Origin of the sequence: Flavipsychrobacter stenotrophus, from assembly GCF_002954265.1 — a bacterium.
In the GTDB taxonomy this organism is placed as follows: Bacteria; Bacteroidota; Bacteroidia; order Chitinophagales; family Chitinophagaceae; genus Flavipsychrobacter; species Flavipsychrobacter stenotrophus.
This window is the reverse complement of sequence record NZ_PPSL01000002.1, coordinates 416,424-443,412: the sequence shown is the minus strand read 5'-3', so window position 1 is coordinate 443,412 and position 26,989 is coordinate 416,424. Positions and strand designations below refer to the sequence as shown.

The following is a 26,989-nucleotide window of genomic DNA, read 5'->3' as shown; positions in this document are numbered from 1 at the left end:
ATACAATTAGCTTCTTCAAATTCATATAAACTCCCTCCTCAACAATGAAAAACAAACAGAATCCTCAATAATCCCATTCTTACAATAGTGCTCCCGCATCACTCCTTCTTCCACAAACCCGCAACCCTTCACCAATCGTTGAGATGCTTCATTCCTGCGGCCAATAAATGCCTCAATGCGGTTCAGCTTCATTGTTTCAAAACCATAATTAAGTATAGGCCTGAAAGCCTCTTTCATATACCCCTTGCCCTTTACCTCATCGTTGTTCATGTTATAGCCTATCTCTGCACGGCTATGGTCGGGGTACCAGGTATGAAAACCACACTTGCCTATCACATTGCCATCCGCCTTATCAATCAGCAGGAAATTACGGAACGAACGATTATGCATAGTTAGCCCTTTCTGAAATTTGCCCTGCTCTGTGAGCAGCTCAGCCTCTGTAAGTCCAAGAAATATTTTTATATGCTCGTCAGGCAACGTTGTATAGACAAGATTCATCACACCCGGCGTCAGCGCCTTCAACAGAAGCCTTTCGGAATGAATGATCGTAGAAGGTATGGTGGTATGTAAAGGGTGCATATCCAAAGATAATGAAACAGATAAATAATATCCGCTACATCAAACTTCAGATAGAGGTATCATGCGGATATCGATTGATGCCAAAGGACGTCAATTTCACACTTTTTGAATACGTCAACCACTCTCCTCCTTTTGAAGGAGGAGTACCCAAAGTTTCGGCTTTTTCTGCCGGAACTTTGGGGGAGGTGGTTATTGCGTCTGGTATAATTTTGAAGTCAAATTAGTACGACGTTATGGTCCCAACCATAGGTTGGGATGACTTGTCTAAAGAAAACAAGATAAAAACAGGAAAACGATGCCGTAGGTATCGGACGTCTATATAAGCTACTCTCACCTTACCAATGATACTATAAATCCACTTTTAGGTTCATACTTTTGACTTTTAACTTTATCAATGCACCCCATTCAATATCCTCACAATCTCATCCGGCACCCTCATCCCCATCTGGCTCATATGTGCTGTATGTGCTTTCGCTTCAGCTATCTGGCCCTTATTAATGTACATCAGCAATAGATTATTATTGGCGGGCTCACTTGTGGGCATCCTTTTCAGGTAGCTCTTTAGGTAGTTCATGGCACCCGTGGTATCATTTTTGGTCATAGCCACCCTTGCAAGGTAAAAATCAACTTCCACAAAATCTGTATTCGCTTTTTCTGCCAGCAGGTAGGGCTCAGAGGCGATCACAGAATCTTGTTTCTGCAACATCATTCCGTAATAGTAGTTAATGTACTTCTGCTTCGGATCAAGTTTGTAGGAGCGGTGAAATAGTTCATAAGATTTCGCCAGATTATCTTCACGCGCACCTAGCATCATAGCGGCATAGGCCGAATGCGGCGATGTTTCAACTGCATTGGTCCAGAAAATATACGGACTGGAAAAATTACCCTGGTAGGCAAAGTTCATCCCCGAAAATACCACACACAATATCGATCCATATAGCACTGTTTGGGAATCTATAAGCCTTTTAAAAAGAAACGTTTCAGTAAATATGATCAGAATACCAATGATAGGCAGGTACAACCTGTGTTCAAATGTTTGCTCGTTAAGATTGTTGGGTACGAGCAGGGCGGGAATGAGGAATAGCATGAAAATTACCGCTCCTGCAATGACTATTTTCCAGTTCACATTTTTAGAAAGGAAGAGAGAGGCCGCTAACATAATAATCGCTATGATGCCATACTTCATCGATGTGTCTTCCTGCATAGGAAATACACTTTGGTTTACAGGAAGCAGGATCTTACCTATATATTGTGGTATAAGCGGCAGGCGGTGAATAAAATCTGTCACCATTATGCCAATGTTGGGATTATTACCTGCCTGTATGTTAGATGCCTGCGACCGTACTGCATACCAGATCAGAAAGCATGCTACCCAGCTGCCATACAATACCATCTTGTTTTTAGAGATCCACTTATCACCAATCACCAATACAAACATTACAAACGCTACTACTGGAACAAATACAGCACTTTCTTTAGTAAAATAGGCGATCAGTAAAAAGAGTATGGATAATAACAGATCTTTTATCTTGCCGAAGTCAGAATAATCTATCGCGTAGTAGAAGAAAGAAAAACTGAATAATGCCAGTAACGTATCATTACGCCCCGGTATCCACGCTACTGCCTGGCAAAGCACAGGGTGTACAGCAAACATAAGTGTAATGATAAACGAATGAAGTTTCCTTATTCTCAATCGTACAAATACATTATACAGCATTATTACTGATCCTACATGCAGCGCAACATTCACAAGGTGATAGCCAAGTATATTTTGCTTGGCAAACAGGTAGTTGACCACCATGCTATCTAAAAATACTGGCCTGAAGTATGGATCCTTGATTGCGTCAAAGAGGCCACGATGAAATGATGTAGCCAGGTTGGCCAGGTTTTCATTATATTCATGAAACTCACGGATAAAGATGGAATCATCCAGTTCTGTGAATCCAAATCCTATGGTGCGGACGTAAACCAGGAGTGCAGCTAAAGCCAGCCACAAGACAGGTAGATTGACAATGATCTGTCCATTGTTTTGAGGGAAAGTGCCTTTTTTCTGTACATCACCTTTTACAATTGCTCTACCAGGCTGCTTTTGTGCAGTATTATGCTTCAATTTTTATATACGTTTTTGTATGTTTTCAAAATGGTTGATAATTAGAAGATTAGTGCAGGGCAGGTAATGCAAAAACTAAGCTTCAAAAATAGAAAAATTACTTTGCACTTGCGTGAAATTACTTTATTTTTCATATTAATCATGATTGCAATATCGATTATTAATAAAAGGCTGGCTGCACAGCAATATCTGCCTGCGACATCAATGATGCTCAACATATTGCGTAATGGATGGGTGTAATACTGGCATAGGAATACGCAAGTACTAAATGGCCGTCATCACTAAGTCAAATACCTTCGGATACTAAATACTGAGGGAAACCATTCAATAATTAAGAATGCTAATTCCCAAGTCTCCTACACCCTTGCCGGCAATCCATCCAGGCTCACAATATTCTTCTCTGCTTTATAGGCTTCCAATCCATTCGCGCCTTTCTTAGCCGCCCACTTTTGTGCAAAATCACGCTCGCCGTTATAATCATACAGCGGCACGCTAAATCCGCATGATGTCTGTACTTTGTATATGTCGGCTACAATTATCTGCCTTGTACCCAGCTCTATTTCAAAATGAGGAGACAAAGCCGCCCATTCAGTATCAGACGGTAGCACTGTATGGCCCGTTCCGTATAATCTTAGTATGTTAGGCGGGCCATCAAATGCGCAGAACATAAACGTTATTCTCCCGTTCTCCATTATGTGTGCCGACGTTTCATTGCCACTACCCACCAGGTCCATATAAGCTACAAGTGTTGGTGATAACACTCTGAATGAATCTAATCCTTTGGGCGACAGATTAACATGCCCGCCAGCACTTAGGGGTGCCGTACCTACAAAGAACATCTTTTGCTTTTCAATGAACTCTTTGTGTTGCTCAAGAATAGAGTCGCTGAACTTACCCATAGTACATGTTTATTTTTATACGTTAAATCTACACGAAACATACATCTCACACTCTTCTCCTTTTGAAGAGGAGGTGATTATCTTCTTAATTAAATTACAAACCACCACCATTTTACCAGACTACTTTATCTAATTGCACATCATGTGTTTCCGTCGGTACTTTGTCTACAACCTGGAAAGGGTAGCAGATGCCCACCTTGTAAGCATTGGGCGGAGTAACCAGAAACGTATCATAATACCCCGACCCATACCCAAGCCTGTAATTGTTTGTATCAAACGCAAGCCCGGGAATCACAAACAGATCTATATCTCCGTTATACTCATTTCCGCCTGCCGGGTGTTGTGTGCCATATATACCCTCTTCCAGTTCGCTCAATGAATTTAATACAAGGTTTTGCAGTTTACGCTGCTTTAGCGCCTTGGGGTTAACAACAGTGATGCCGGCAGCAAGCATTTTTTCTATAAGAGGATTGATGTTTATCTCACTACCCATGGGCAGGTAAGTATGCACCACTTTTACATCACGCGCCTTTATAATGGCTTCTATCTGTGCACAGATATTCACATCATACTTTTCTTTTTCATCACCTGCCAGCGCATCGCGTTTGGCAAGCATCTCTTTACGTAGTTCCTTCTTTTCTGTCATGGTGTGTATTTAGGAAATGCCAGTGGTACCTCTATGATATTATTGGCTCGTACGTCATTACGGCCGCAGCTGAAAGAGGTTTGTAGCACATGTTGCTCTCTTTTTTCATCGCGCGCCCTTAGGTTCGCGCCCTTTCACATCTCAGCAAAATTCAATACGCCCACTACTGGTTATACAAATGTATTAAAAAGTACACTGTATAAAACAACAACTCTGTAGGCCATTGTATGCAATGATGCTGAAGGCACCAGATGTTTATAGAAGTAGACAAGGCTTATTTTGAAAGCGATGCCGAAGGTATTGATGTCTCCATAGGCGCCACACAAAGCTTGAACATGCGCATAATATTTGTGGTACATTAAAATCGAAACCGCTACAAACAACAAAGCCCCTTCCGTTTAGGAAAGGGGCTTTGTTCATATAAATATACCCAGTATTAGTTAGACGGATGGATAGCCAAACCTATGGTAGACACTCCTGTAGAAAGATCAAGGAACGCACCTACCTTATGGTTGAAATGGTATTCTGTGCCTATGTGCAGATCCAGGTACAACGCACCGGCACCGCGATAAACATCCCTGTCACCGGTGTAGTTATCGTCCCACACCACCCGGGTAAAATTGTAGCCGAGTGAACCTGCCAGGTAAAAGTCCCATGCAGGCCCTGCACCAAGGAGATTATCGAAGTAATAGGTACCCTTTACGCCAATTGGAATAACGGTCTCACGGTAGTAATATCTTCTGTCATAATAATTGCTTCTGTAAGAAGCAATACCTATAAAGGGTGCCAGGGTAAACTGGCGGGCTACATCAAACTCGTAGTTGGCCGTAAAGTAGGGTACTGATTGATTATGGTAATAGCTGTAATAACCCACACCAAGGCCCAGATTAAGACCGCTATAGCTTTCACTGCTATGGGAGTGTTTGTTACTTTGTGCCTGTGCATTGGCCGATAAAAACATTGCCGCGGCTACTCCCGCTATCTTTAATGTTGTGCCTATTTTTTTCGAGATACTCTGTGTGATGTTCATCTGTGTATATTTTTGTGTTGTTATTGATAGTTTAAAAACCGTGCCATGTCGCCTATTTACTTAAGGGTCAGGCACTATTTTTTCTTTTTGTCAATTTTAGGTTGATCTTTTTTCTCGGCTTTTTCTGCTTCTTTAGCTTGCCTTGCTTCTTCTTTTTCTTCCTTCTTTCTTTCTTTTCTTTTATAGTAACCACGTAGCAGGAAGTTGCCTTTCAGCGCTTCCATATTTTCGCTGAATCCCTTTGTACCCTGCTTTATATTGGTAACAGTTCCTTCCAGGTTCTTCGCCAGATCATCATTATACAACAACCTGCCCAGGCTGCCTTTACCCTGACTTATCGTCATAGATATATCTGCCAGCCCAGCCGTTATCACCTCGGCATTATCTGCTATACGTTGCATCTTAGCAACTATTTCACCCATGTCAGTAGGGTTATTGGTGGCTATGCGGGCACCATCTTTCACCGGTTGCGTACCATCATCTGCTGCTGAGATTACGATCAGTTTATCTCCCATCAATCCGTCCGAACCAATAGATGCTACTGCGTTGCTCTTTATGAACTTGTGCACACTCTCCTGCACTATAAGGTCTACTCTGGCCAATGTATCAGATATGATACTTATGCTCTGTACAGTGCCTACATTCACTCCCACAAATCGCACATTGTTACCTGCCTGAAGGCCACCCACATTTTTAAATGTGCCGTATACATGGAAGGTGTCTCCAAATAGATTCTTTGTCTTGCCAATAAGGAAAACAGCGCCAACTAAGAGCCCCAGCCCTATCAATGCAAATATTCCTGTTCTTACTTTCTGTCCGCCCGTTGCTTTCATCGTATGGTAGTATTATAATTTGAAAAATGATTTTATAAAGTCGTCGCTTGAATTTTCCAGTTCCTCAAAAGTGCCCTCTGCTACAAACTCACCTTTGTCCATTACCATCATCCGGTTGGCGGTGATCTTAGCGCAAGCTATGTCGTGGGTAATAATGATCGAGGATATCTTAAACTTCTCCTGCATAGACATGATGAGCTCGCTGATCTCTTTCGATGTGATCGGGTCTAATCCCGTTGTAGGCTCATCATAGAGCATGATCTCGGGTTTAAGAATAATGGTGCGGGCAAGGCCTATACGTTTGCGCATACCACCCGATAGCTCAGAAGGCATTTTGTCAATAGCATCGGGCAAGCCTACACTATCCAGTACCTCCTTTATTCTGTCCTCCAGCTCTTTCTCGTCCTTTATCTTTAGGATTCTCTTTAACGGGAATTCCAGATTTTCACGAACGGTCATAGAGTCATAAAGGGCTGCACTCTGAAAGAGAAACCCTACACGTGTACGCAACTTTTTTAGTTCTTGTTCAGACAGGTCTTTTACTTCGTCGCCAAATACTTTCAGCTCACCTTTATCGTACTCGAGAAGGTTAACAATGAGTTTTATAGTGACAGATTTGCCCGTGCCAGACTTACCCAATATCACCAGGTTCTCGCCCTTGTGCAGATCCATGTTGATGTCTTTGAGTATTGCGTTGTCGCCAAAAGATTTAGCTATGTGGCGCATGGTTATTACATCACTATTGTCTTGCGGAGTGTCAACTTTTTTATTTTGTATAGGTTCGTCCACGTTTGTCTGTAATTAGTGTTTTATTAATTTTGTCATTTGCTGTTGAGAAGTATGGTCTTACTAATGGCGAGCTTTTTAGTTTTAATTTCTGACTTTTAACTTAGTTAGTACCCGAGTGCATTAGTAAGTTGAACTGCAATGCCATCAATGACTATGATCCAGAGAGAGGCATTTACTACCGCCGAATTAGCAGCTATACCCACACTCTCCGTTCCTCTGTTAGAATTATAGCCCTTATAACAACCTATAAATCCTATGGCAAATCCGAAGAAAATGGTCTTGAAGAATGCGGGTAACAGATCACCGAATTCAACCGATGAAAATGCCTTACTGAAGAACAATTGAGGACTTACGTGGTTAGATAAGTTCACCCCGAGATAGCTACCTGCAAAGCCAAGCGCATCTGCCATAAGTGTCAACAACGGTATCATTATAATGCATGCCAGTATACGCGTCACAACAAGGTATTGCACAGGGTTCGCGCCCGATACTTCCATCGCATCTATCTGCTCACTCACCTGCATACTACCCAGTTCAGCGCCAATCCCCGATGATATTTTACCGGCGCATATCAATGCTATTACTACGGGGCATATCTCGCGTATCAATGATATCGCTACCATCTTGGGTATAAAACTTTCTGCCCCAAAAGCCTTCATGGTAGGTTCAGACTGTAGTGTGATAACGAAACCTATAATAAACCCCGTTATACCCACAAGCGGAAAAGATTTATATCCGATCATATAGCACTGGCGTATAAATTCCTCCCACTCAAAGTCGAAGCGGAAAATATTTCTGAAGAAGCGGAACATAAAAAGTACCTGGTTACCGGCCTCTTCAAGTATGCCTTTATATGATGCTGCTGGTGCGTTGGCCATTGTGTTATTGATTTTTATTAGCAACTGTTTGGTGCAAATATTCAAGGCAGTAGCTTAAAAATCCACTACCTCAGAGAATAACCAATAAATACCGTGCCAGTGGTTGCTGGTCTGTGTTGGTTATGATTGTATGGGATGCATTATGCAGGATAATGTAAATTAATTGAATGTTCGTAGAGACGCAAGATTTTGCGTCTCTTAAGCGGCAGAGCTTAACGATGTAAATTGGCAATCACGGATAATACTCAATACTCCGCTCTATAACCGTTGTCCCCAGATCTTTCCAATGTATATACTGCACCAACCAGTTGCCTGCCTTGTCGAAAGATCTGTATTCTATTTTCTTTTGTGAGTGGATGCTGCCATCTGCTTCATAAGATCTCTCTTCAATCAAATTATCCTTTTCGTCAAACTTGCGAGTGGTTCTTATTGCACGGTGTGGCAATGCTGTATCTGCAACCTCACTGATGCAGTTACCATGCTCGTCGTAGGCATAAATAGTGGTCTCCCTGAAGCTATCCGAATGGGTATATATACTCTTTACTTTGTTTCCTTTCTTGTCATACACAAACACCTCGTTCGACATTATCTTCAAACCCGTATCGGGTGCGCTGGCCGGAATACTCATGATTGTGCTGAGGAGTTGGCCCCCTTTGTTATATTGATACTTAGCTTGTATAAGTATCGAACTGCCATCAAAAGGAAAGAAATTTTTCAGGGTGGTGTGGTTTATAGTATCATATGTATAGCGGGTGGTGGCCATCACATTATCAGCATATCCTCGCTCCTCTCTTATCCGGTTTGCGGCACCATATGTGTAAGTGTATCTGAACATCGATTTATTCTTTTCATCGAGTTGCTCGTTTTCTATAAGCAGGCCATTTAAATTGAATTTGAAAGTTTTAGTCCACCTTAGATGCTTCCCCTTATTACTGCCGGTAGTATCCAACATGTAATCCTTCTCTACCAACGTTTTCACCTTCCCGTGCAGATCCATTTTACCCCAATCATTATCTGCCTTCTTCTCCTTACAGGAAAAAAAGAACAGGCATATGATGATAATGGAAAGTGGTTTCATGTATTAAAGATAGTCAAAGACATCTATTCTCCATCGGCATACAATGCCTCAAATTTCTTAGCATACTTCATGCCGTAGATAAGGAAGTAAAAGATACCGATCCGTACAATTATGGTCGATAAGTAGGCAGCCCGCTGTATGCCGGCTATCTCCGCTATAGGGTTTTCTGCTATTATCGTCATCTCCATTATCATGGTTATGGCTACAACAAGTAGGTATGCTATCGTAGCTATTAGCAGGCCGGTATAAGCGTTTGTCCGGCTAAGTACGAACAGCGATGCATATAAAGCAATGATACCGCCAAACAGATAGCTTGCGCTTTTTGCCTGTTCAAAGTTGTCTAAGACCCGTATCAGCTTTACAACATAGATAAAGGCGACGAATACTATCGCCGCCCTACCATGTTTTATTCTCCTTACGTAGCGCTCAGCCTGCCTTTCGGTCATCTCGGCCTGCATATCATTGAGGAGGTCATTCACTTTATTGTCCTGGTCAGATGCCATTTTTATGCAGTTACGGCCATAAGTTCTTTTATTGCCGTCATTATCGTTTGCGCTACATTATTAGCACTGGCTTCGTCTTTGCTTTCCGAGTATACCCTTATTATTGGCTCTGTATTTGAAGTACGCAGGTGCACCCAATCCTTATCAAAGTCTATACGCAGGCCATCTTCTGTGTTGATAGGCTGTGCAGCATACTTCTTTTTGATCTCTTCGAATATAGCTTTTACATTCAGGCCTTCAGGTAGGTCTATCTTGTTCTTAGAGATGAAGTAGTTAGGGTAGGTGTTGCGCAATGCCTTTACAGACAATCCTTTCTTTGCCAGGTGAGTAAGGAATAACGCTATACCAATGAGTGCATCGCGGCCATAGTGCAGTTCAGGCACTATAATACCGCCATTGCCTTCGCCGCCTATTACTGCATTGTTTTCCTTCATCTTCTTGACTACGTTCACTTCGCCTACTGCGCTTGGAAAGTACTTGCCGCCGTGCTTCTCTGTTACATCCTGCAGTGCGCGGGTAGATGAGAGATTAGAGACAGTATTGCCTTTTTTGTTGCTCAATATATAGTCGGCTACAGCTACCAGTGTATACTCTTCGCCAAATAATGAACCGTCTTCGCATACAAAGCAAAGCCTGTCCACATCAGGATCTACAGCTATGCCCAGGGTTGCCTTCTTTTCTTTTACTGCATTGCAGAGGTCTACCAGGTTTTCAGGCAGTGGCTCAGGGTTGTGAGCGAAATGGCCCGTTACTTCTTCATTAATTACTGTTATGTCATTTACACCCAGTGCACGCAGTAATGGTGGTACTGATATGGTACCGGTAGAGTTAACAGAATCAAGCACCACGCTATAGTTCATGGCCTTAATTGCAGCTACGTCTACCAGTGGATGAGCCAGTATTATGTCTATGTGTTTCTGAATGTAGGTGTCATCATTACGCTGAGTGCCTATGTTGTCTATCTCTGCGTAGGTTGGTTCGGTCTTTTCCGCATAGTCCAGTATCCACTGGCCTTCGGCTGCATTCAGGAATTCGCCCTCATGGTTCAGCAACTTTAGTGCATTCCATTGTTTAGGATTATGGCTTGCTGTAAGTATGATACCGCCCCCTGCGTTTTCCATCTTCACTGCCATTTCTACAGTAGGTGTGGTGCTCAGCCCCAGGTCTACCACATCGCAGCCTATGCCTTGCAGCGTTGCCACTACCAGGTCGCGTACCATGCCGCCGGAAATACGGCCATCACGACCAATAACTATCTTCTTATTAGTGCCCTGGCTGGCTACCCATGCACCATATGCAGTGGTGAATTTCACTACATCTATTGGCGTCAGGCTTTTGCCTGGTGTGCCGCCTATTGTACCTCTTATTCCTGAAATTGATTTGATTAATGCCATATGAAAAAGTAAAATTTTTAAAAGTAAAAACTACAAAACCAATGCTGGACTGTTTTTCTTAGGGACGAAGATAAGCGTTTAGTTATACAGATAAAATACTATCAGAGGTAAAACAATTAGCGGTAACTATTCAATAACAAAGGGTTTAATGGCATTTTTTCCCTAACCATCTTTGTACAACTGGCAGCGTTCCTTACTTTTGGTTTATCATGAATTTACAACAGGGCGGAGTTATTGGTATCACTTGTCCATCGGGGTATGTATCGGCAGAAAGAATACAGTATGCTATAACGGTGCTGGAGCGCTGGGGGTATAAGGTGAAGGTGGGTAAAACGGTGGGCAATGAGTTTCACTATTTTGCGGGTACCGACCACGAGCGCCTTGCGGATATGCAGGCTATGTTGGATGATCCTGAAATTGACGCCATATTGATGGGCAGAGGCGGCTATGGCATGAGCCGTATTATTGATGATCTCGATTTTAATGCTTTTAAAGCCCGGCCAAAGTGGGTTTGCGGATTTAGTGACATCACTGTTCTGCATAGCCATATTACTGCTACGCTGGGTATACCTACGCTGCACAGCCCCATGTGTGGCGCGTTTAAGCCAGAAACAGAAAACGAAGACTACCTGCTGTCGCTGAAGCGTGCGCTGGCAGGCGAGCCAGAGCAATATATTATTCCGGCCGCAAGCTTTAACAAATCCGGAAGGGGAACAGGTGTGCTTACAGGTGGTAATTTGTCGTTGCTTGTGCATATGATAGGGACTAGTTCGGATGTAGATACGAAGGGTAAAATATTGTTTTTAGAAGATCTTGGCGAGCATTTGTATCATATAGATCGTATGCTGCTGCAGTTGAAACGTGCCGGTAAACTGGATGGTCTTACAGGGCTTGTATTAGGTGGGTTTACTGACCTGCAGGATACAGAAAGGCCATTCGGACAGACCATTGAAGAAATAATATGGGATAAGGTAAAGGAGTATGATTACCCGGTTTGCTTCAATTTTCCCTGTGGGCACCAGGATGTGAATTATACGCTGGCATTGGGTATGCGGCATACGCTGACCGTAAATGCAGGCGGCGCAAAACTGGTGAGGTAATTACAGGCCTGCTTCCCGCCAGGCTTTCATGCCGCCCGATAGATTGAAGAGGTTGTTATATCCATAGCCCTCTAGTCTTTGTATGGTTATGGTGCTGCGGATGCCTTTTTCACAGTACAGCACTACGTCCTGGTCCTTCGGTATTTCGCCCAGGCGGCTAATGAGATCACCCATGGGGATGTGTGCGCCACCTATATTGAATTGTTCGCGCTCCCATTGTTCACGTATGTCTATCAGCCGGTAGTCATGGCCGGCGGCCTCCCATTGTTTCAGTTCTACGGATGTTATTTGTTGCATGGGGTGGCGTTTAGCTGAATTTATTTGCCTGGTAAGGCTAAAAAAGCGCCCCGCATAGGGACGCTTTTCAATTTATTGCTATTAGAATTTAGTTTTTAGTTACCTCTTCTGTCGGTTGGTGTGATGTTGCAATCGCACTCATCGGCATCCTGGTGAAATTTCTTTAACGGGCCTTCTACAAGGAATGTTTCGTCTGTGTCATCGGCATAAACTATTTTGCTGATGGCCCAGTGAAGCTTGTTTTGAACGCATATATATAACAGGCCAATGTTCTGGCTTTCTATCTGGTCGCCTTCTATTACGGCTTCTTTGGTGATCACTTTTTTATAAACAGGAGAGTAATACTGATAGAAGATGCTCTTTATTTTCTTATCTACATTATTCTTTATCTTGATCTTGTACATTTCTTTAGAGCAAGACTCGCAGTAAAAGCACTCTTTTTGAATAGAGCACAGGTAGAATATCTTTTTATGCTGGAAATAATTGTGGTCTCCGGCGAATACAGAAGAACAGAACAAGAAAATAGGAACAAAAAGTAATAATGTAAAACGCCCTGCCATGTGTGTGTTTTTTTGAATTGTTTGCCGGGTTTGCCCGAAACCATCGCAAATATATAATTTGACGGACATAAAAATAAGGGTTTTAAGATAATAATATTTATATGGTGCTTTTTGGGGGTGAGGAGATGTCTGAATCGTGATGGTCAGGATAAAGGGTCTCGTCCCGGAATAGATTTACATGTTAGTTATATAGTCTCTGTATTTGTTTACTGCTACAATACGGGCGTTACAAACGCCCCGCCGTAGCATCCGCGATACAATCGCGGACGAGCGCAGTGAGTGTATTGGCCGTTTTAGAAAAAGTGGCAGTTTTTCAGAAAAGTGGCAGTTTTGGTTGGGGGTAGGTGGCGGAAGTGCTTGTTGGGAAAGGTTTTTAGCAGATTTTAACAAATTGCCACTATCTGCCACTTCCTGCCACTTTCTGCTACATGCTGCCACTTTTTTTATGAAATGTGGCAGTGCCTCGTCCCGAAGCAGGTTTACACGTTGTCTCGGAAGCGATACACTTCCATTAACGAGGACGAAGCGAGACGCTTCGACCAGTGTCGCCAGTGTTGCGCAGGGCTGAAGATTTTCAGCCCCTACGTTTTTTGTGGTGTTAGGGTTCGTAGATCAAAGAGCTGTGCAGGCGGTTTTCCCTGAATCGGGTGTAAATTAATGAGGGAAATTGAATTTATAAAATAAACATATCCACAAAATTTGCGAAAAAATCGGCTGTAATGAGCTGTGGGTAAGGGTTTCGGTGGCGCTATTTTCTGTGGATATGTTTTTTTAGGAGGGAAATGTCATCTGTAATAGATCGTTCTTCTGTTCAATTTGTCTCAAAAAGAGCGGGCCCCATGCAATCGGTCGCCCCCTGTCTACCGGCAAGCAGGCTTCTAGGACGCCAGGGTGACAGATGGGTAATTTATTTTGCTTTTAAGGGTGCTGTATCTTATTGTTTATTAAGGGTTACGGTGCCTGTAAGCAGTTAATCACCTCCCCCGCCGAAAAGGCGGGTACTCATCTTTCAAAAAGAGGAGAGTGGTTAATGGACAAAAGATGGAATTTCTTCTATGTGATTCGACCTATACGCATTCTAAAATAAAAATTGTCACTTTAGGGTGTTAAAAATATAATATTGCAAATTTTTTCCTATTTTTATCCTTGATTTGTTGCTACCCCTGTAGGGGTGGTGTATGCGTGTATATAGGTAAGTCAGTAAAAATGAGTGCTATTATTTGCGTAAAACGGTCAGAATCAATATAGAATTGAAAAATCTTAATTATATTTTATGATTAAAATCTATTACCCACGTGTGAAGAGCTTTTTTGGTGTGTGTGCGTTGGCTCTTTCTTCTCTTGTTCTCACTAGTAAATCCGCTAACGGGCAGCCGACTATCAGTTCTGTTACCCCTAATACGGAAATACCTGGAAATACTATTACCATCACGGGAACGAATTTTAATACGACACTGGCAAATAACATCATTTATTTCGGAGGTGTTAAGGCAATACCCACGGCAGCAACAGCCACTAATATGACTGTAACGGTGCCCGCAGGTGCCGGGATTGCAGGAGTTAAGGTGGTAAATACTGGTTTAGTTACCAACCGTACCGGCTTTTTCTCTTCTCCTTTTCTCCCTCGTTATATGAACAGTTGCTTTGTGCCTGGTGCATACAACTTTAAGCCGAAAGTTGATTTCACAACAGGGGCGCAGCCGTATATTGCTGCTTTTGCTGACCTTGATGGTGATGGTAAATTAGATATGGTTGTAGCTAATAACGGAACTACTACTATTTCAATGTATAGGTTTATAGGCAGCGGTGGATCAATAACTACAGGGTCGTATGCTGCGCCAATTAACTATACCGTTCCAACGGGTCCATCTAATATTAGATTCGCAGATATGGATGGTGACGGCAAAATTGATGTAATTGTTGGCTGTAGCGGCGGCGGTGGAGCGGTTTCTATATGCAGAAACATTAGTTCGGGTACTACAATAACTTTGGCGACTCCCAGAACTCTCGTCCCTTCAGGTAAAGTTTACGAGTTAGCAATTGAAGATTTTGACGGTGACGGCAGGCCTGATGTTGCCGCAACCATTGTTAATGTAATTACCGCAGGTGCTGACCAGGTAAAAATATTTGCTAACGGCATACTTACTCCTCCTGTTGGAAATGCTGGATTCCCAAATTTATTTACAACGAATACCTTCTCGTTACCAACAGATGCAGATCCGGTAAGTATTTGTGCTTCTGATTTTGATGGTGACGGTAAACCTGATATTGCTGTGGCAAACAGAGCCTCCGCGGGAACAATAAACGGTTCAGTGACCGTTTTTCGTAATACTTCCAGTGGTGCAGGTAATTTTAATTTGTCAACTTACATCAATATGGATATTCCAATAGGGATGCATGGGCAGCAAGTTATGGCCAGTGATGTTGATATGGATGGTAAAACCGATATTTTTGTAACTGGAAATGACCTTTCATATCCGGGTTTCGTAGCAGGTAGTTTCTCTGTTTTTAAAAATCAGTCTACAATTGGTTCGATCACTGCAGCTTCATTTGCGTCAAGAACTGATTTTCCAATATTTGCCACCTATCCTGTAGGTTTAGCTAGTGGAGATATCGATGCGGATGGTAAAGTGGACATATTACTTGGAGATGTGTCAGGCGGTAAAGTAACCTTATATAGGAATAATTCTGTATCGGGAACCATAACGTTAGATTCTACTTTAACTTTTACAACGGGTGCCGGTCCGGTAGGTGTATCAGTAGCTGACGTTGATGGGGATACAAAACCAGATGTGGTAACTGCAAATAGTCAAGTTGCTTCTATCTCCGTTTTTAGAAATTATCCATTACCTATTACTGCGCCAATTACAGGACCTGCCTTGATATGCGTACCGAACGTAGATACATTTAAGGATGTTGTAACCGGTGGTTACTGGTCTGTATTAAATACCACTTTTGCTACTATAGATACTGCAACCGGTGCTGTAACTCCGTTGGCTGCGGGTTCGGATACGGTGTATTACCGTATTATCTGTAATGGCGATACCGCTACTCTTTTAAGAAAGCCTTTCACTGTAAGTGTATTCCCTGTTGTGGCACCTATTTCGGGTACATCAACTTCATTGTGTACAGGTACTACAATATCATTATCAGACGCAACTCCGTTAGGTACCTGGAGCAGTTCTGCCCCGACCGTGGCTACTGTAGTTGGCGGTACGGTAACCGGTCTTACATCGGGTACCAGCGTTACCATTACCTATGCGGTATCTAATACCTGTGGAGCAGCCAGCCAGACATACGGGCCTATAACGGTCAATCAATCTCCGGCAGCGATAACGGGGACCACTACATTGTGCGCAGGGTCTTCGGCAACGCTAAACAATACTACACCTACGGGAACGTGGTCGAGCAATAATTTGCCTGTTGCCACAATAACAAGCCCGGGCGGAGTAGTACATGCGGTAAGCGCAGGTACTGCTATTATATCTTATACTATTGGCGGCTGCTATGATACAGCTCTTGTTACGGTAACTGCAGGCCCTGTAATAGCGGCTATCGGCGGTCCTACATCTGTATGTACCGGTGCTAATATGACGCTGACGAATACTACACCATTGGGTACATGGACATCGAGCGACAATACAAAAGCTACTGTGTCTGCTTCGGGCATGGTGCATGGCATTGCCGCGGGTGCGGTGACGATAAGCTATACGCTTACCAATGGTTGCGGTACGGCATCTCAACTCTATCCAATAACTGTAAACTTAAGCCCCGCCGCAATAACGGGTACATTCAATGTTTGTCCGGGTAATACGATCTCTCTGTTTAATACAACGGGCGGTGGTACATGGCTGAGTACGAATACTGCCGCGGCAACTGTAACCGGCACAGGTGGAGTAGGTGGTGTAGCAGGTGGTACATCTGTTATTTCCTATACAATAACCGGTGGCTGCTATGATACGGTTATAGTAAATGTATACAATAGCCCCGCGCCAATACTTGGTGGGAGCTCTGTGTGCGTGGGTTCTTCGATAACACTCACCAATGCATCGGCACCGGGTACCTGGAGCCAGGTGGGCGGTTTTGTAAGCATAGGCACATCATCTGGCGTAGTCAATGGTATTGCCGCAGGTAATGCTACTATCAGCTTTACACAAACATCTACAGGTTGCAGCGTAGCACTTACACCATTTACGGTAAATACTTTGCCAACGCCTATAAGCGGCGGACCAACCATTTGTCGTGGCGCAACTACTTCATTAACCAGTTCACCTGCAGGTGGTAACTGGACAGCAACTCCTTTATCTGTTGCTTCTATTGATGCCACAACGGGTTTTATAACAGGTAATGCACTGGGTATTGCTACAGTTAGTTATACCATTCCTTCTACAGGTTGTGCAGTAGGTACGACGATATCAGTATTCCCTAGCCCGGGCCCTATAACAGGTTCTGCAACAGTATGCCTTGGTGGCTTTACCAACCTGGTAGATACGCCATCGGGTGGTGTATGGAGCAGCAGTAACTCTGTAGTAGCACCGGTTAATGCTATTGGTATTGTTTCGGGAGCAACATTGGGAACGACTACTATTACTTATTCTATCGCAGGTTCAAGCTGTTATGCCACACATACCATGACAGTTACTCCGCCTCCGGCAGCTATTTCAGGCATATCTACAATATGCCCTAATGTTACTATAACATTAAGCGATGCTACAACGCTGGGTACCTGGAGCAGTAGTAACCCTGCTGTAGCCAGCATTAACACAAATACCGGTGAGCTGATAGGTATGTCGGGTGGTACAGCGTTTATCAGCTATACGCTCACTGCTACATCATGTTTTGTATTCTCTCCTATAACTATTAATCCCGGTCCAACCGTAACGGGGCCTACTTCGGTATGCCAGGGCTTTACCAGCAACCTGATAGTAGATTCGGCATTTGGCTACTGGACAAGTTCTGATACCAACCTGGTAAAGGTAGACTCTGTAACAGGTGTGGTGCGTGGTGTGGTAACAGGCCCATCGCCATCAATAAACACAGCCCTCATTACATTTACTACACCTGGCTTTGGTTGCAGAGATACCATGACAGTTACTTCTTATCCTATACTTACTCCATTGGTGTCTATAACTACAAGTCCTACGCTTACGCTTACAGGATCTGTAGCGACAGTATGTCAGAATACACTGGTGACGTATACGGCTAATACTATAAATCCGGGACCTACGCCAACCTTCCAGTGGAGAGTAAATACACTACCTGCAGGAACGGGACCATCGTTCTCGTATATTCCGCTTAACGGAGATTCTGTAAGTGTGGTAATGACGAGCAGCGCGCAGTGTCCATCGCCGGCAACAGCAAAGTCTTTTGTAAAGATGGTGGTGATCACCCGCAGAACGCCTATACTTAATCTGGCAACAGGTATTGGCGATACAACGTGCCTCGGTAATCCTGTAACGCTGAATCCGAATCCAGTGTTTGGCGGCGCGGCACCTACATTTAACTGGAACATCAACGGTATCAATGTAGGTCCGGGCAGTACATTTACGTACGTACCTGCCAATAATGATTTTATAAGAGTAGTGATACACAGCAACTACATTTGTCCGCTGGTAGATACAGCAGTAGATACCTTAAGACTTACAGTTAGTCCATACCTGAACCCGACGATCACAATGATCGGTTCGGATAGTGCCTGTGAGGGTTATCCGATTGCCTACTCAACAATAATGACCGGCGGTGGTACACACCCGACGTATGTATGGAAGGTGAATGGTGTGCCAGCCGGTACCGCAGGAAGCCTTGCTTATATGGGTACTACCGGCGATGTAGTGACAGTAGAAATGACAAGTAATTTCCCTTGTATCAACTATTCTGTAGCCACCAGCGCACCGCACTCTGTAACAGTGATACCGGTAGCTATACCGGATATTTACCTGAGTGTGAGTCCGGGGTATATATTGGCGCCGGGTATGACGGCTACGTTTACTGCGCATCCTACTAATCCGGGTCTGGCACCTACCTACAGGTGGAAGAAGAACGGTATATTAATACCGGGTGCTAACACTACCACTTACTCTACTAATGTATTGGCAACCGGTGATTCATTTACATGTATCATGACCAATACAGATTATTGTAACAATACATCTGTATACGCATCTCAAGAGATAGCGATAGGTGGTAATGTGGGTGTGAGCCAGGTGAATGTACCTAACAGCGACATTCGTGTAATGCCTAACCCTACCAAGGGTAACTTTGTGATACATGGTAATGTGGGTATTACTACCGACGAAGAAATAAGCGTAGAAATAACCAATATGCTTGGTCAGGTGGTGTACCGCAACCAGTTTAATGCAGCGGGCGGAGCGATAGACAATACGGTAGTACTGGATAATGAGCTGGCCAATGGTATGTACATATTGAATGTACACTCTGAGCACCTGAGTAAGACAATACATTTTGAATTGGGTAAATAAATTGTTCAGGTAGAATATTAATGGCCCCGATGAAACTCATCGGGGCCATTTTTTGTTAGTTCTGCTTCTAAAAAGGTGGAAGGAATGATTTGTTTGTACTCTGTTTTTACTTACGGCGATATTGACTGTTAGTTAATGAAATTGTTAATCGGGTGCAGCATATCTCAACAGTATATTATGTATATTTGCGTAATATACTTTTAAAGAGAAGCATATTACCCGGAATGCAACAACATTTTTGTTTGTTGCTAGTGAATTGTTAATCAAGACCTTATGAACACTCTTTTACTTAATAACCCTCTTGCTTATTTAAGATACTCTTGTCTTATTTTTATATTACTGTGCACTGTGCCGGGGTACGGGCAGGCGCCTGTTATTACGTCTGTTTCTCCATCTATAGCTACCACAGGATCTACTATAACAATATCGGGTAGTAGCTTTGACCTGCTGCCAGCTAATAATATTGTTTATTTTGGCTCTACAAGGGCATTTGTAATTGGTGCTACTGCAACACAACTTACAGTAACGGTAGATACGGGCGCTGTGTTTGGGCCTGTATCGGTGTTGAATACTACAAATCATCTCACGGGTTATCAGGTTGACAAATATTTACCAACCTTTAACAGCTCTTATTTTTACCAGGATACGATAAATATAAGAAATACTACATTGTTGACAGTAGGGTATAATGCGATTGGTTCATTTTCTGATCCTGCGTATTCTTACATAACAGTATTGGGAGATCTTGACGGAGATGGTAAGCCGGATTTAGTGACGACAAACCGACATGATCCTCCTAACTTTGGGAACCTTGTCATTTACAGAAATATAAGTACTCCTGGTTGGATAAGCAATGCATCCTTTTCTCCGGTTGGCGTTGTTTTGCCTTCCGGCAGTTTGCCGGGCGGTAATCAGCCTGCAAATGTGAAATTGGCAGATATAGATGGAGACGGGATGTTAGACCTTGTTTTGCCGCAATTAGGAGGGGGAAAGGTGGCTGTTTACAGAAACACGTCTACAACCGGCAACATTACTTTTGCTTCGATGGTGGAATTTCAGGTGTCGCCAACAGGTGTTGCCCCCTATGTAATAGGAATAGCTGATTTTGACAAAGACGGTAAAGTGGATGTTGCAGTTACCTGTAGGGATTCCGCAAATGTGGTCTTACTTCAGAATACAAGTACTGTAGGCAACATTAGTTTGAATGTTATCGGAGCTTTTAAGTGTGGCGTTCTGCCGATTGGCATTAGCACAGGTGACCTGGATGGTGATGGTTTGGCGGATATCGGAGTTGCAGATGATTCTTCCGAAACAGTTTCTGTACTGAAGAATATTTCAGTGGGCGGAATCATTGATTTTGCCCCGAGAATAATACTGCCTGCACCAGGGAAATTATCAGATATTCAAAGTGTAGATATAGATGGTGATGGTAAATTGGATATTGCGGTTACGTCTACAAGTTCCAACCAGGTTGGATTATATAGAAACATTGGTACTCCAGGGGTAATAGACGCTTCAACTTTTGCAGCTGTAGTGACTTATGTGACACTTGCATCGCCGGCGGGAATAGCAATAGGAGACCTAAATGGTGATGGCAAGCCCGATATTGTTGTTGCAGATGCAGCTCCGAGCAGGATATCCGTTTTCAGAAATACATCTATTACAGGCGCGGCTTTCACAGCCGGCACTTTAGCGACTAAACTAGATTTTCTTACTGGGACAACTCCGCTTGGAGTCAATCTGGGAGATCTAGACGGCGATGGATACCCTGAAATTGTGGCAACAAATAACAGACAGGGAACTATTACCATTTTCCGTGATTACCCACTACCTATAATGGATACTATATCCGGTCCCCATATAATCTGTGCTTCGGCTCCGGCCATAACGTTGACCAGCGGCACAATTGGTGGGGTATGGACCCTGACCAATAATACATTGGCTTCTATAGATACTGCTACAGGTATGTTGACACCACACCTGCCGGGTAAGGACACGGTAATATTGTACAAGATAGCTGGGGGTGATACCAGCAGCAGGAGGTTCGTTATTACGTTTGATTCGGTGATTGTAGTACCTGCCATAGCAGGCCCGGTAAGCCAGTGTATAGGAACGCCTATAACCCTCACCAACACAATGACCGGTGGCACATGGGCGACGGGAGATGCGTTTATAGCGACGATAACCCCAGCCGGAACTTCCGTGACTGTTAATGGTCTGCATACAGGCGTCGTAAATATTACCTACTCACTTACCAATACCTGTGGCCTGATCAGCGCAACAAAAGTAGATACGGTGAAGACCACACCATCTGCAGGGGTAATAACAGGTACCGCAGCTGTATGCGGTGCAGGGCAAACAACAACGCTGGCTGATACTGCTACAGGCGGTGTATGGTCATCTAATAATACTTGGATAGCTACGGTAAACGGAGTTGGGATGGTGACGAGTGTGGCCCTTGTGGGCAGCACTATTATCAGCTATACGTTGACCAATGGCTGCGGTAGTGCAGCTGCTACTGTTCCGTTTATAGTGAATGTGGCGCCCGTGACGGGAACAATAACAGGTACTGTCAATACGGTATGTGCAGGTTCTTCCATTACACTGACGGATACTACATCGGGCGGTGTGTGGAGCAGCTCTGTGCCCGCAGTGGCAACAGTGAGCGGTGGTGTAGTAGGTGGGGCAAGTATAGGCACAACCATCATTTCTTATACGGTAACGAATAGCTGCGGCTCTTTAAGTGATACACAAATGGTGCGGGTGTTTCCGTTGCCTGTTGTGGGCCTGACAACAGGGCCTACGAGTTTGTGTAATGGCACGGTTACCGGCGCACCTTATTCTAATACCGTCGGACCGGGAACATGGAGCAGTAGTAATACGAGCGTCGCTACTATAAACGCCGGCGGAACTGCTGGTGGTGCAAGTGTGGGAGTGGCCATTATCTCTTATTCTGTAACATCAACCAATGGCTGTGGTACGGCAACAGATACTTTGCTGTTAACTATCGATGCGACGCCTAACGCAGGAACTATTACAGGGCCTACTGCAGTGTGTGCAGGTACTACAATAACCCTTACTGACCCGGCAAGTGGCGGTACGTGGATAAGTAGTAATACTGCAAGAGCAACTGTGAGCGGCGGTGTGGTAACCGGCGTAGCTGCAAGTAATGTGATAATATCATATAGTGTTGCCAACAGTTGTGGAACAGCAACCGATACCCAGATGGTAGTGGTTAATCCGCAGCCCAATGCAGGTACAATAGTCGGGCCAGGTGATGTGTGCGTAAGTACTAACATAACGCTGACTAATACCGCTACAGGTGGTGCGTGGAGCAGCAGTGCTCCGGCAATAGCCAGTGTGGTAGGTGGCGTAGTACATGGCGCCGTGGGTGGTAGTGCAATAATATCTTATACAGCGAGCACAGTATGTGGAACGCAGGTAGATACGCAAATGGTAACAGTGATATCGGCTACAACGCCCGGTACTATAGGTGGACCAACTGCTGTGTGTGCAGGTACGCAGATCTCATTGACAACAAGTGTGGCCGGTGGTACATGGAGCAGTAGTGCAACAGGTACTGCTACCGTGACGAATAGTGGAGTTGTGACTGCAGTAGCAGCAGGAAATGCATTGATCTCTTATAGTTTTACGGGTGCCTGCGGAGTGGCGGTAGATACCCAGAATATAGTGGTATTGCCACAGCCAAATGCCGGGAATATAACGGGATTGCACAGAGTGTGTACCGGCTTTGACATTACACTCACCAATGCAACAGGTGGCGGCACATGGACCAGTAGCGATGCATCGGCGACTGTAGTTGGTGGGGTGGTGCATGGTGTATCTGTGGGGCTGCCAATAATTTCTTATTCTGTTACCAATAGCTGCGGCACTGCGGTAGATACGCAGCTCGTGGCGGTTGAACTGAGTCCGGACGCGGGGCATATAAGTGGAGCGGCTTCTGTTTGTGTGGGTAGCAGCATAACACTTAATAATACAGTGAGCACCGGCACATGGTTGAGTGGTGGTGCAGGTGCAACAATAAATAGTGGCGGCGTTGTGACAGGTGTGAGTGCAGGTTTGGTGATCATCTCGTACTCAGCAACAGCAGCATGCGGCACTGCATATGATACTCAAATGATAGTGGTATTGCCATTGCCCAATGCGGGCACTATTAATGGCGCACACACTGTTTGTACGGGATTGAATATAACACTGACGAATGGGACAACAGGCGGCACCTGGACCAGTGATGCACCGGCAATAGCCAGTGTGACAGGAGGTGTGGTTCATGGTGCTACACCGGGTGTTGCTATCATATCTTATTCTGTAACTAACAGCTGCGGTACAGCCGTGGATACGCAATTGGTGAATGTGAATCTGTCTCCTGATGCCGGCTCGATCACAGGGCCAACACGAGTGGTGTGCGAAGGCTCGGTGATCACGTTAAATAATACGGCTACAACCGGTAGCTGGATATCTGCTAACAATGCAACCGCAACTGTAAGCGGTGGTGTTGTTTATGGAGTGGCAGCGGGCAATGTAATCATATCTTATAGCGTAGTGAATAGCTGTGGTACTGCTGTTGATACGCAGATGATTACGGTAAATCCATTGGCACATGCGGGTATTATTACCGGTGGGCATTTAGTGTGTACCGGGGTGAATCTTACGCTTGCGAATCTAACAACGGGTGGCACGTGGACTTCCAGCGACCCAACGGTTGCGAGTGTGGCGGCGGGAGTGGTGCATGGTGCTACAGTTGGAATAGCTATTATCTCTTACTCTATTACCAACAGTTGCGGTACAGATGTGGACACACAGCTGGTGCAGGTAGATCTTTCTCCTAATGCGGGTGTTGTTTCCGGCCCAGTGAGTGTTTGTGAAGGTTCATTGATAACATTGACGAGCACGGTAGCATCCGGCTCATGGGCGTCGGGTAATGCTGCTGTAGCAACAGTGAGTGGCGGTGTCGTTGGTGGTGTGGTAGCGGGTAATGTGGTTATTTCTTATTCTGTAACCAATGGCTGCGGTACTGCTACCGATACGCAAATGATAACGGTAAATCCTTTGCCACATGCGGGTACGCTTACAGGCGCTACGTCGGTATGTACGGGAGCGCAGACTACGTTGGTGCCATCTGCTACTGGTGGAGTATGGGCGGCAACTAATGGCTCAGCTACTGTCGTGTCGGGTGTTGTGTCAGGTATAAACCCGGGTATTGATACGATCAATTATACAGTTACTAATGGTTGTGGTAGTGATGTAGTAAGTAGGGTGATGACCGTTAATTTGTCTCCGTCGGTAAGTCTTATCACAGGCCCAGGTTCGGTATGTGCTGGACAGTCTATTACCTTGACCGATAGTGTTAGTGGTGGTACATGGACAGCATCAAATGCTCATGCTACTGTTATTGGCGGTATAGTTACTGGTGCCACACAGGGAGTTGATACGATCACCTACACTATTTCAAATATCTGCGGCTCGGTATCTGCAACTCATGTTGTGGTCATAGATACGCTGCCACCAGCGGGTGTGATCAATGGGCTGTCCAGTGTTTGTGTAGGTACTGTACTTACATTAACTAATGCAGTAGCTGGTGGCGTATGGAGCGCTACAAATGCCAGTGCAACAGTATCGGGTGGTATAGTTACGGGAGTGGCTAACGGAGCTGATACAATACTATATACCACAACAAATATCTGCGGATCAGCAGTAGCTACTAAAAATATCGTTGTTAATAATTCACCGTACGTAGATACTATATCAGGAGTCAATACAGTTTGCCAGGGACAGGTTATAACACTCGCCAATACCGTTACCGGTGGTGTATGGACGTCAGATAGCGTTTCTATAGCAACTGTAGATACTGCGGGTGTTGTTACCGGCATATCGGGTGGGGTGGTTACTATATCTTATGCCGCTACAAGCGTATGTGGTACGGCTACAACTTCTACTTCAATTACAGTTAATCCATTGCCGCTTGCAGGTACAATAAGCGGACCAACCCATCTATGTCTGGCCAGTACAGTCTCTCTTACTGCTACTGCTTCGGGTGGGGTGTGGTCGGCAAGTAATGGCGCGGCAACGGTATCGGCTGCAGGATTTGTTAGTACAATAAGTCCGGGTACAGATACCATCTCTTATACGGTTACCAATGCCTGCGGTAGTGTTGCGGCAATACACATAGTTATAGTAGATGCGCTGCCTGATACAGGTATCATTACGGGTCCGTCAGCGGTTTGTCGCGGGGCATCTATAGTATTGGCTGATACAGTCAATGGCGGAACCTGGAGCAGCAGTAACACAGGTATTGCATTTGTAACAAGCGGTGGTGTAGTGACGGGTATTTCAGCAGGTACAGTGGTTATCAGTTACACAGTAAGCCTTGGTTGCAATGTGCTCTCTGCGCATCATATTGTTACAGTTAATACAGCTCCTGTGCTCACGAGCACATTAACGCCTGCTGCTATTTGTGATAGCACGGTGTTTACCTATCTTCCTTCTACTGTAACGCTTGGTGCGTCGTTTGTCTGGAGCAGGGATCTGACACCGGGTATTGCCAGTAGCGCGGGCGGCGGCGTAGGCTTGATCTCAGAAGTGTTGGATAATACTACTGCACTGCCCGTAATTGTAACCTATACTGTGGCTCTTGTTGCCAATGGTTGCGCGGATACGCAGCATGTTGTAGTAAGGGTTAATCCTACGCCAAGGCTTACCAGTTCACTAGCTGCTTCGTTGTGTGGTGGAACTGTATTTGATTATGTGCCTTTGAGTGCAACACCAGGTGCAGCCTATAGCTGGACAAGAGCTGCTGTGACAGGCATTACTCCGCCAAGTTCATTGGGTACAGGTGCCATTCATGATAGTGTGGTCAATACCACCGATAGCAATGTGATGGTGGTGTATGTATTCACGATCACTGCCAATGGCTGCGCTAACGTGCAGCAGTTGGATGTGATACTCAGCCCGGGCGCACACATGCCGCATATAGACATTAAGAGCCCGCCAGTGGTGTGTTTGAATACGCTGTACCAAAACTTCGGAACACTGGATACGGTTTATGCCGGAGAGCATTATACCTGGACGGCTACAAGCCCGGCTGCTATATGGGCTACCGGTGCAGGTGGTAGAAATAGTTTAGTTAGTTTCTCTACCCCAGGTATTGGCTGGATATACCTAACCGCTACCATGCTGTCATCGGGTTGTGCACAGCGAGATTCTTTTGCGGTGCTGGTTGATGGTGGTATATCTGATCTGCCTTCTGTTATCTATTTCGATCACCAATTTGTATGTGCCCCTTCTGATGAAGATACCTACCAGTGGGGTTATGATGATGTGATCACACTTGATTCTACATTATTATCAGGTGAGACCAATCAGAATTATTATAATCCTGCGCCGGACCTTGCAGGTAAGTATTATTGGGTCATTACCACCCGCAATGGTTGTATGCAGAAGACCTATTACAATGGAGCAGTTGCGGTAGCTAATGTTGGTGCTATCCAATGTAATATGAGCATTGTACCCAATCCTAATAACGGGTCATTTATGCTGCAACTTTCCTCTTCTGAAACGGAGCCTGTTCACATGGTTGTAACTGATCTTTTAGGAAGGGTGGTTAAGGAATGGAATACAATGACGAATAGAAAGGAACAGGTGCAAATGAATGTAGCCGCCGGCACCTACATGATATCCGCGATAACTGCCAGCGGTAAGGTGACGGAAAGGGTTGTGGTGGGTGAGTAACAATAACAGTAGGTAGAGACGCAAAATTTTGCGTCTCTACGGCGACACGACCGGAGTTTACGCATC

Annotated in this window: 16 protein-coding genes; 3 read left to right on the top strand and 13 right to left on the bottom strand. The window is 44.6% G+C overall.

Annotated elements, in window-relative coordinates; genetic code table 11:
* Positions 1-21: 21 nt before the first annotated feature.
* The 11 genes from CJD36_RS06920 to glmM form a co-directional block, all read right to left on the bottom strand.
* Entirely contained in the window at positions 22-579 is a 558-nt protein-coding gene (locus CJD36_RS06920; protein WP_105038407.1) for a GNAT family N-acetyltransferase, read from the bottom strand.
* A 391-nt stretch (positions 580-970) separates the two neighbouring features.
* Positions 971-2,689 carry a tetratricopeptide repeat protein gene (locus CJD36_RS06915; protein ID WP_105038406.1) on the bottom strand — a complete coding sequence of 573 codons (1,719 nt, stop codon included), beginning with the start codon at positions 2,687-2,689 and terminating at the stop codon, positions 971-973.
* Between the two features lie 356 nt (positions 2,690-3,045).
* Entirely contained in the window at positions 3,046-3,588 is a 543-nt protein-coding gene (locus CJD36_RS06910) for a pyridoxamine 5'-phosphate oxidase family protein (RefSeq protein WP_105038405.1), read from the bottom strand.
* Between the two features lie 112 nt (positions 3,589-3,700).
* Positions 3,701-4,234, bottom strand: coding sequence for a 5-formyltetrahydrofolate cyclo-ligase (locus tag CJD36_RS06905; protein WP_105038404.1), 534 nt, complete (start codon positions 4,232-4,234; stop codon positions 3,701-3,703).
* A 436-nt stretch (positions 4,235-4,670) separates the two neighbouring features.
* A complete protein-coding gene (locus CJD36_RS06895; RefSeq protein WP_105038402.1) occupies positions 4,671-5,264 on the bottom strand; it encodes a hypothetical protein in 594 nt (197 codons plus the stop codon).
* 74 nt (positions 5,265-5,338) lie between these two features.
* Complete coding sequence (locus tag CJD36_RS06890) at positions 5,339-6,097, bottom strand: MlaD family protein (protein WP_105038401.1); 759 nt, start codon at positions 6,095-6,097, stop codon at positions 5,339-5,341.
* 12 nt (positions 6,098-6,109) lie between these two features.
* The gene (locus CJD36_RS06885; RefSeq protein ID WP_240609315.1) at positions 6,110-6,886 is read right to left on the bottom strand and encodes an ABC transporter ATP-binding protein; all 777 of its coding nucleotides are present in this window, start codon (positions 6,884-6,886) and stop codon (positions 6,110-6,112) included.
* A gap of 104 nt (positions 6,887-6,990) precedes the next feature.
* Positions 6,991-7,764 (bottom strand): MlaE family ABC transporter permease, encoded by a 774-nt coding sequence (locus CJD36_RS06880; RefSeq protein ID WP_105038400.1) that lies wholly within the window; start codon positions 7,762-7,764, stop codon positions 6,991-6,993.
* A 232-nt stretch (positions 7,765-7,996) separates the two neighbouring features.
* Entirely contained in the window at positions 7,997-8,842 is an 846-nt protein-coding gene (locus CJD36_RS06875) for an RHS repeat domain-containing protein (RefSeq protein ID WP_105038399.1), read from the bottom strand.
* A gap of 23 nt (positions 8,843-8,865) precedes the next feature.
* Complete coding sequence (locus CJD36_RS06870; protein ID WP_105038398.1) at positions 8,866-9,345, bottom strand: hypothetical protein; 480 nt, start codon at positions 9,343-9,345, stop codon at positions 8,866-8,868.
* Positions 9,346-9,347: 2 nt separating this feature from the next.
* Positions 9,348-10,739, bottom strand: coding sequence for a phosphoglucosamine mutase (glmM, locus tag CJD36_RS06865; RefSeq protein WP_105038397.1), 1,392 nt, complete (start codon positions 10,737-10,739; stop codon positions 9,348-9,350).
* 209 nt (positions 10,740-10,948) lie between these two features.
* On the opposite strand from glmM, the gene CJD36_RS06860 reads away from it, so the two are divergent.
* Positions 10,949-11,839 carry a S66 peptidase family protein gene (locus CJD36_RS06860; protein ID WP_105038396.1) on the top strand — a complete coding sequence of 297 codons (891 nt, stop codon included), beginning with the start codon at positions 10,949-10,951 and terminating at the stop codon, positions 11,837-11,839.
* Here CJD36_RS06860 and CJD36_RS06855 read toward each other — a convergent pair whose 3' ends face one another.
* Together CJD36_RS06855 and CJD36_RS06850 are read right to left on the bottom strand one after the other, a co-directional pair.
* Positions 11,840-12,136 (bottom strand): rhodanese-like domain-containing protein, encoded by a 297-nt coding sequence (locus tag CJD36_RS06855; protein WP_105038395.1) that lies wholly within the window; start codon positions 12,134-12,136, stop codon positions 11,840-11,842.
* Positions 12,137-12,231: 95 nt separating this feature from the next.
* Complete coding sequence (locus CJD36_RS06850) at positions 12,232-12,696, bottom strand: hypothetical protein (protein WP_133162532.1); 465 nt, start codon at positions 12,694-12,696, stop codon at positions 12,232-12,234.
* A 1,273-nt stretch (positions 12,697-13,969) separates the two neighbouring features.
* Here CJD36_RS06850 and CJD36_RS06845 point away from each other — a divergent pair.
* Complete coding sequence (locus CJD36_RS06845) at positions 13,970-19,174, top strand: FG-GAP-like repeat-containing protein (RefSeq protein WP_105038393.1); 5,205 nt, start codon at positions 13,970-13,972, stop codon at positions 19,172-19,174.
* A gap of 273 nt (positions 19,175-19,447) precedes the next feature.
* Positions 19,448-26,923 (top strand): FG-GAP-like repeat-containing protein, encoded by a 7,476-nt coding sequence (locus CJD36_RS06840; RefSeq protein WP_105038392.1) that lies wholly within the window; start codon positions 19,448-19,450, stop codon positions 26,921-26,923.
* Positions 26,924-26,989: the final 66 nt, after the last annotated feature.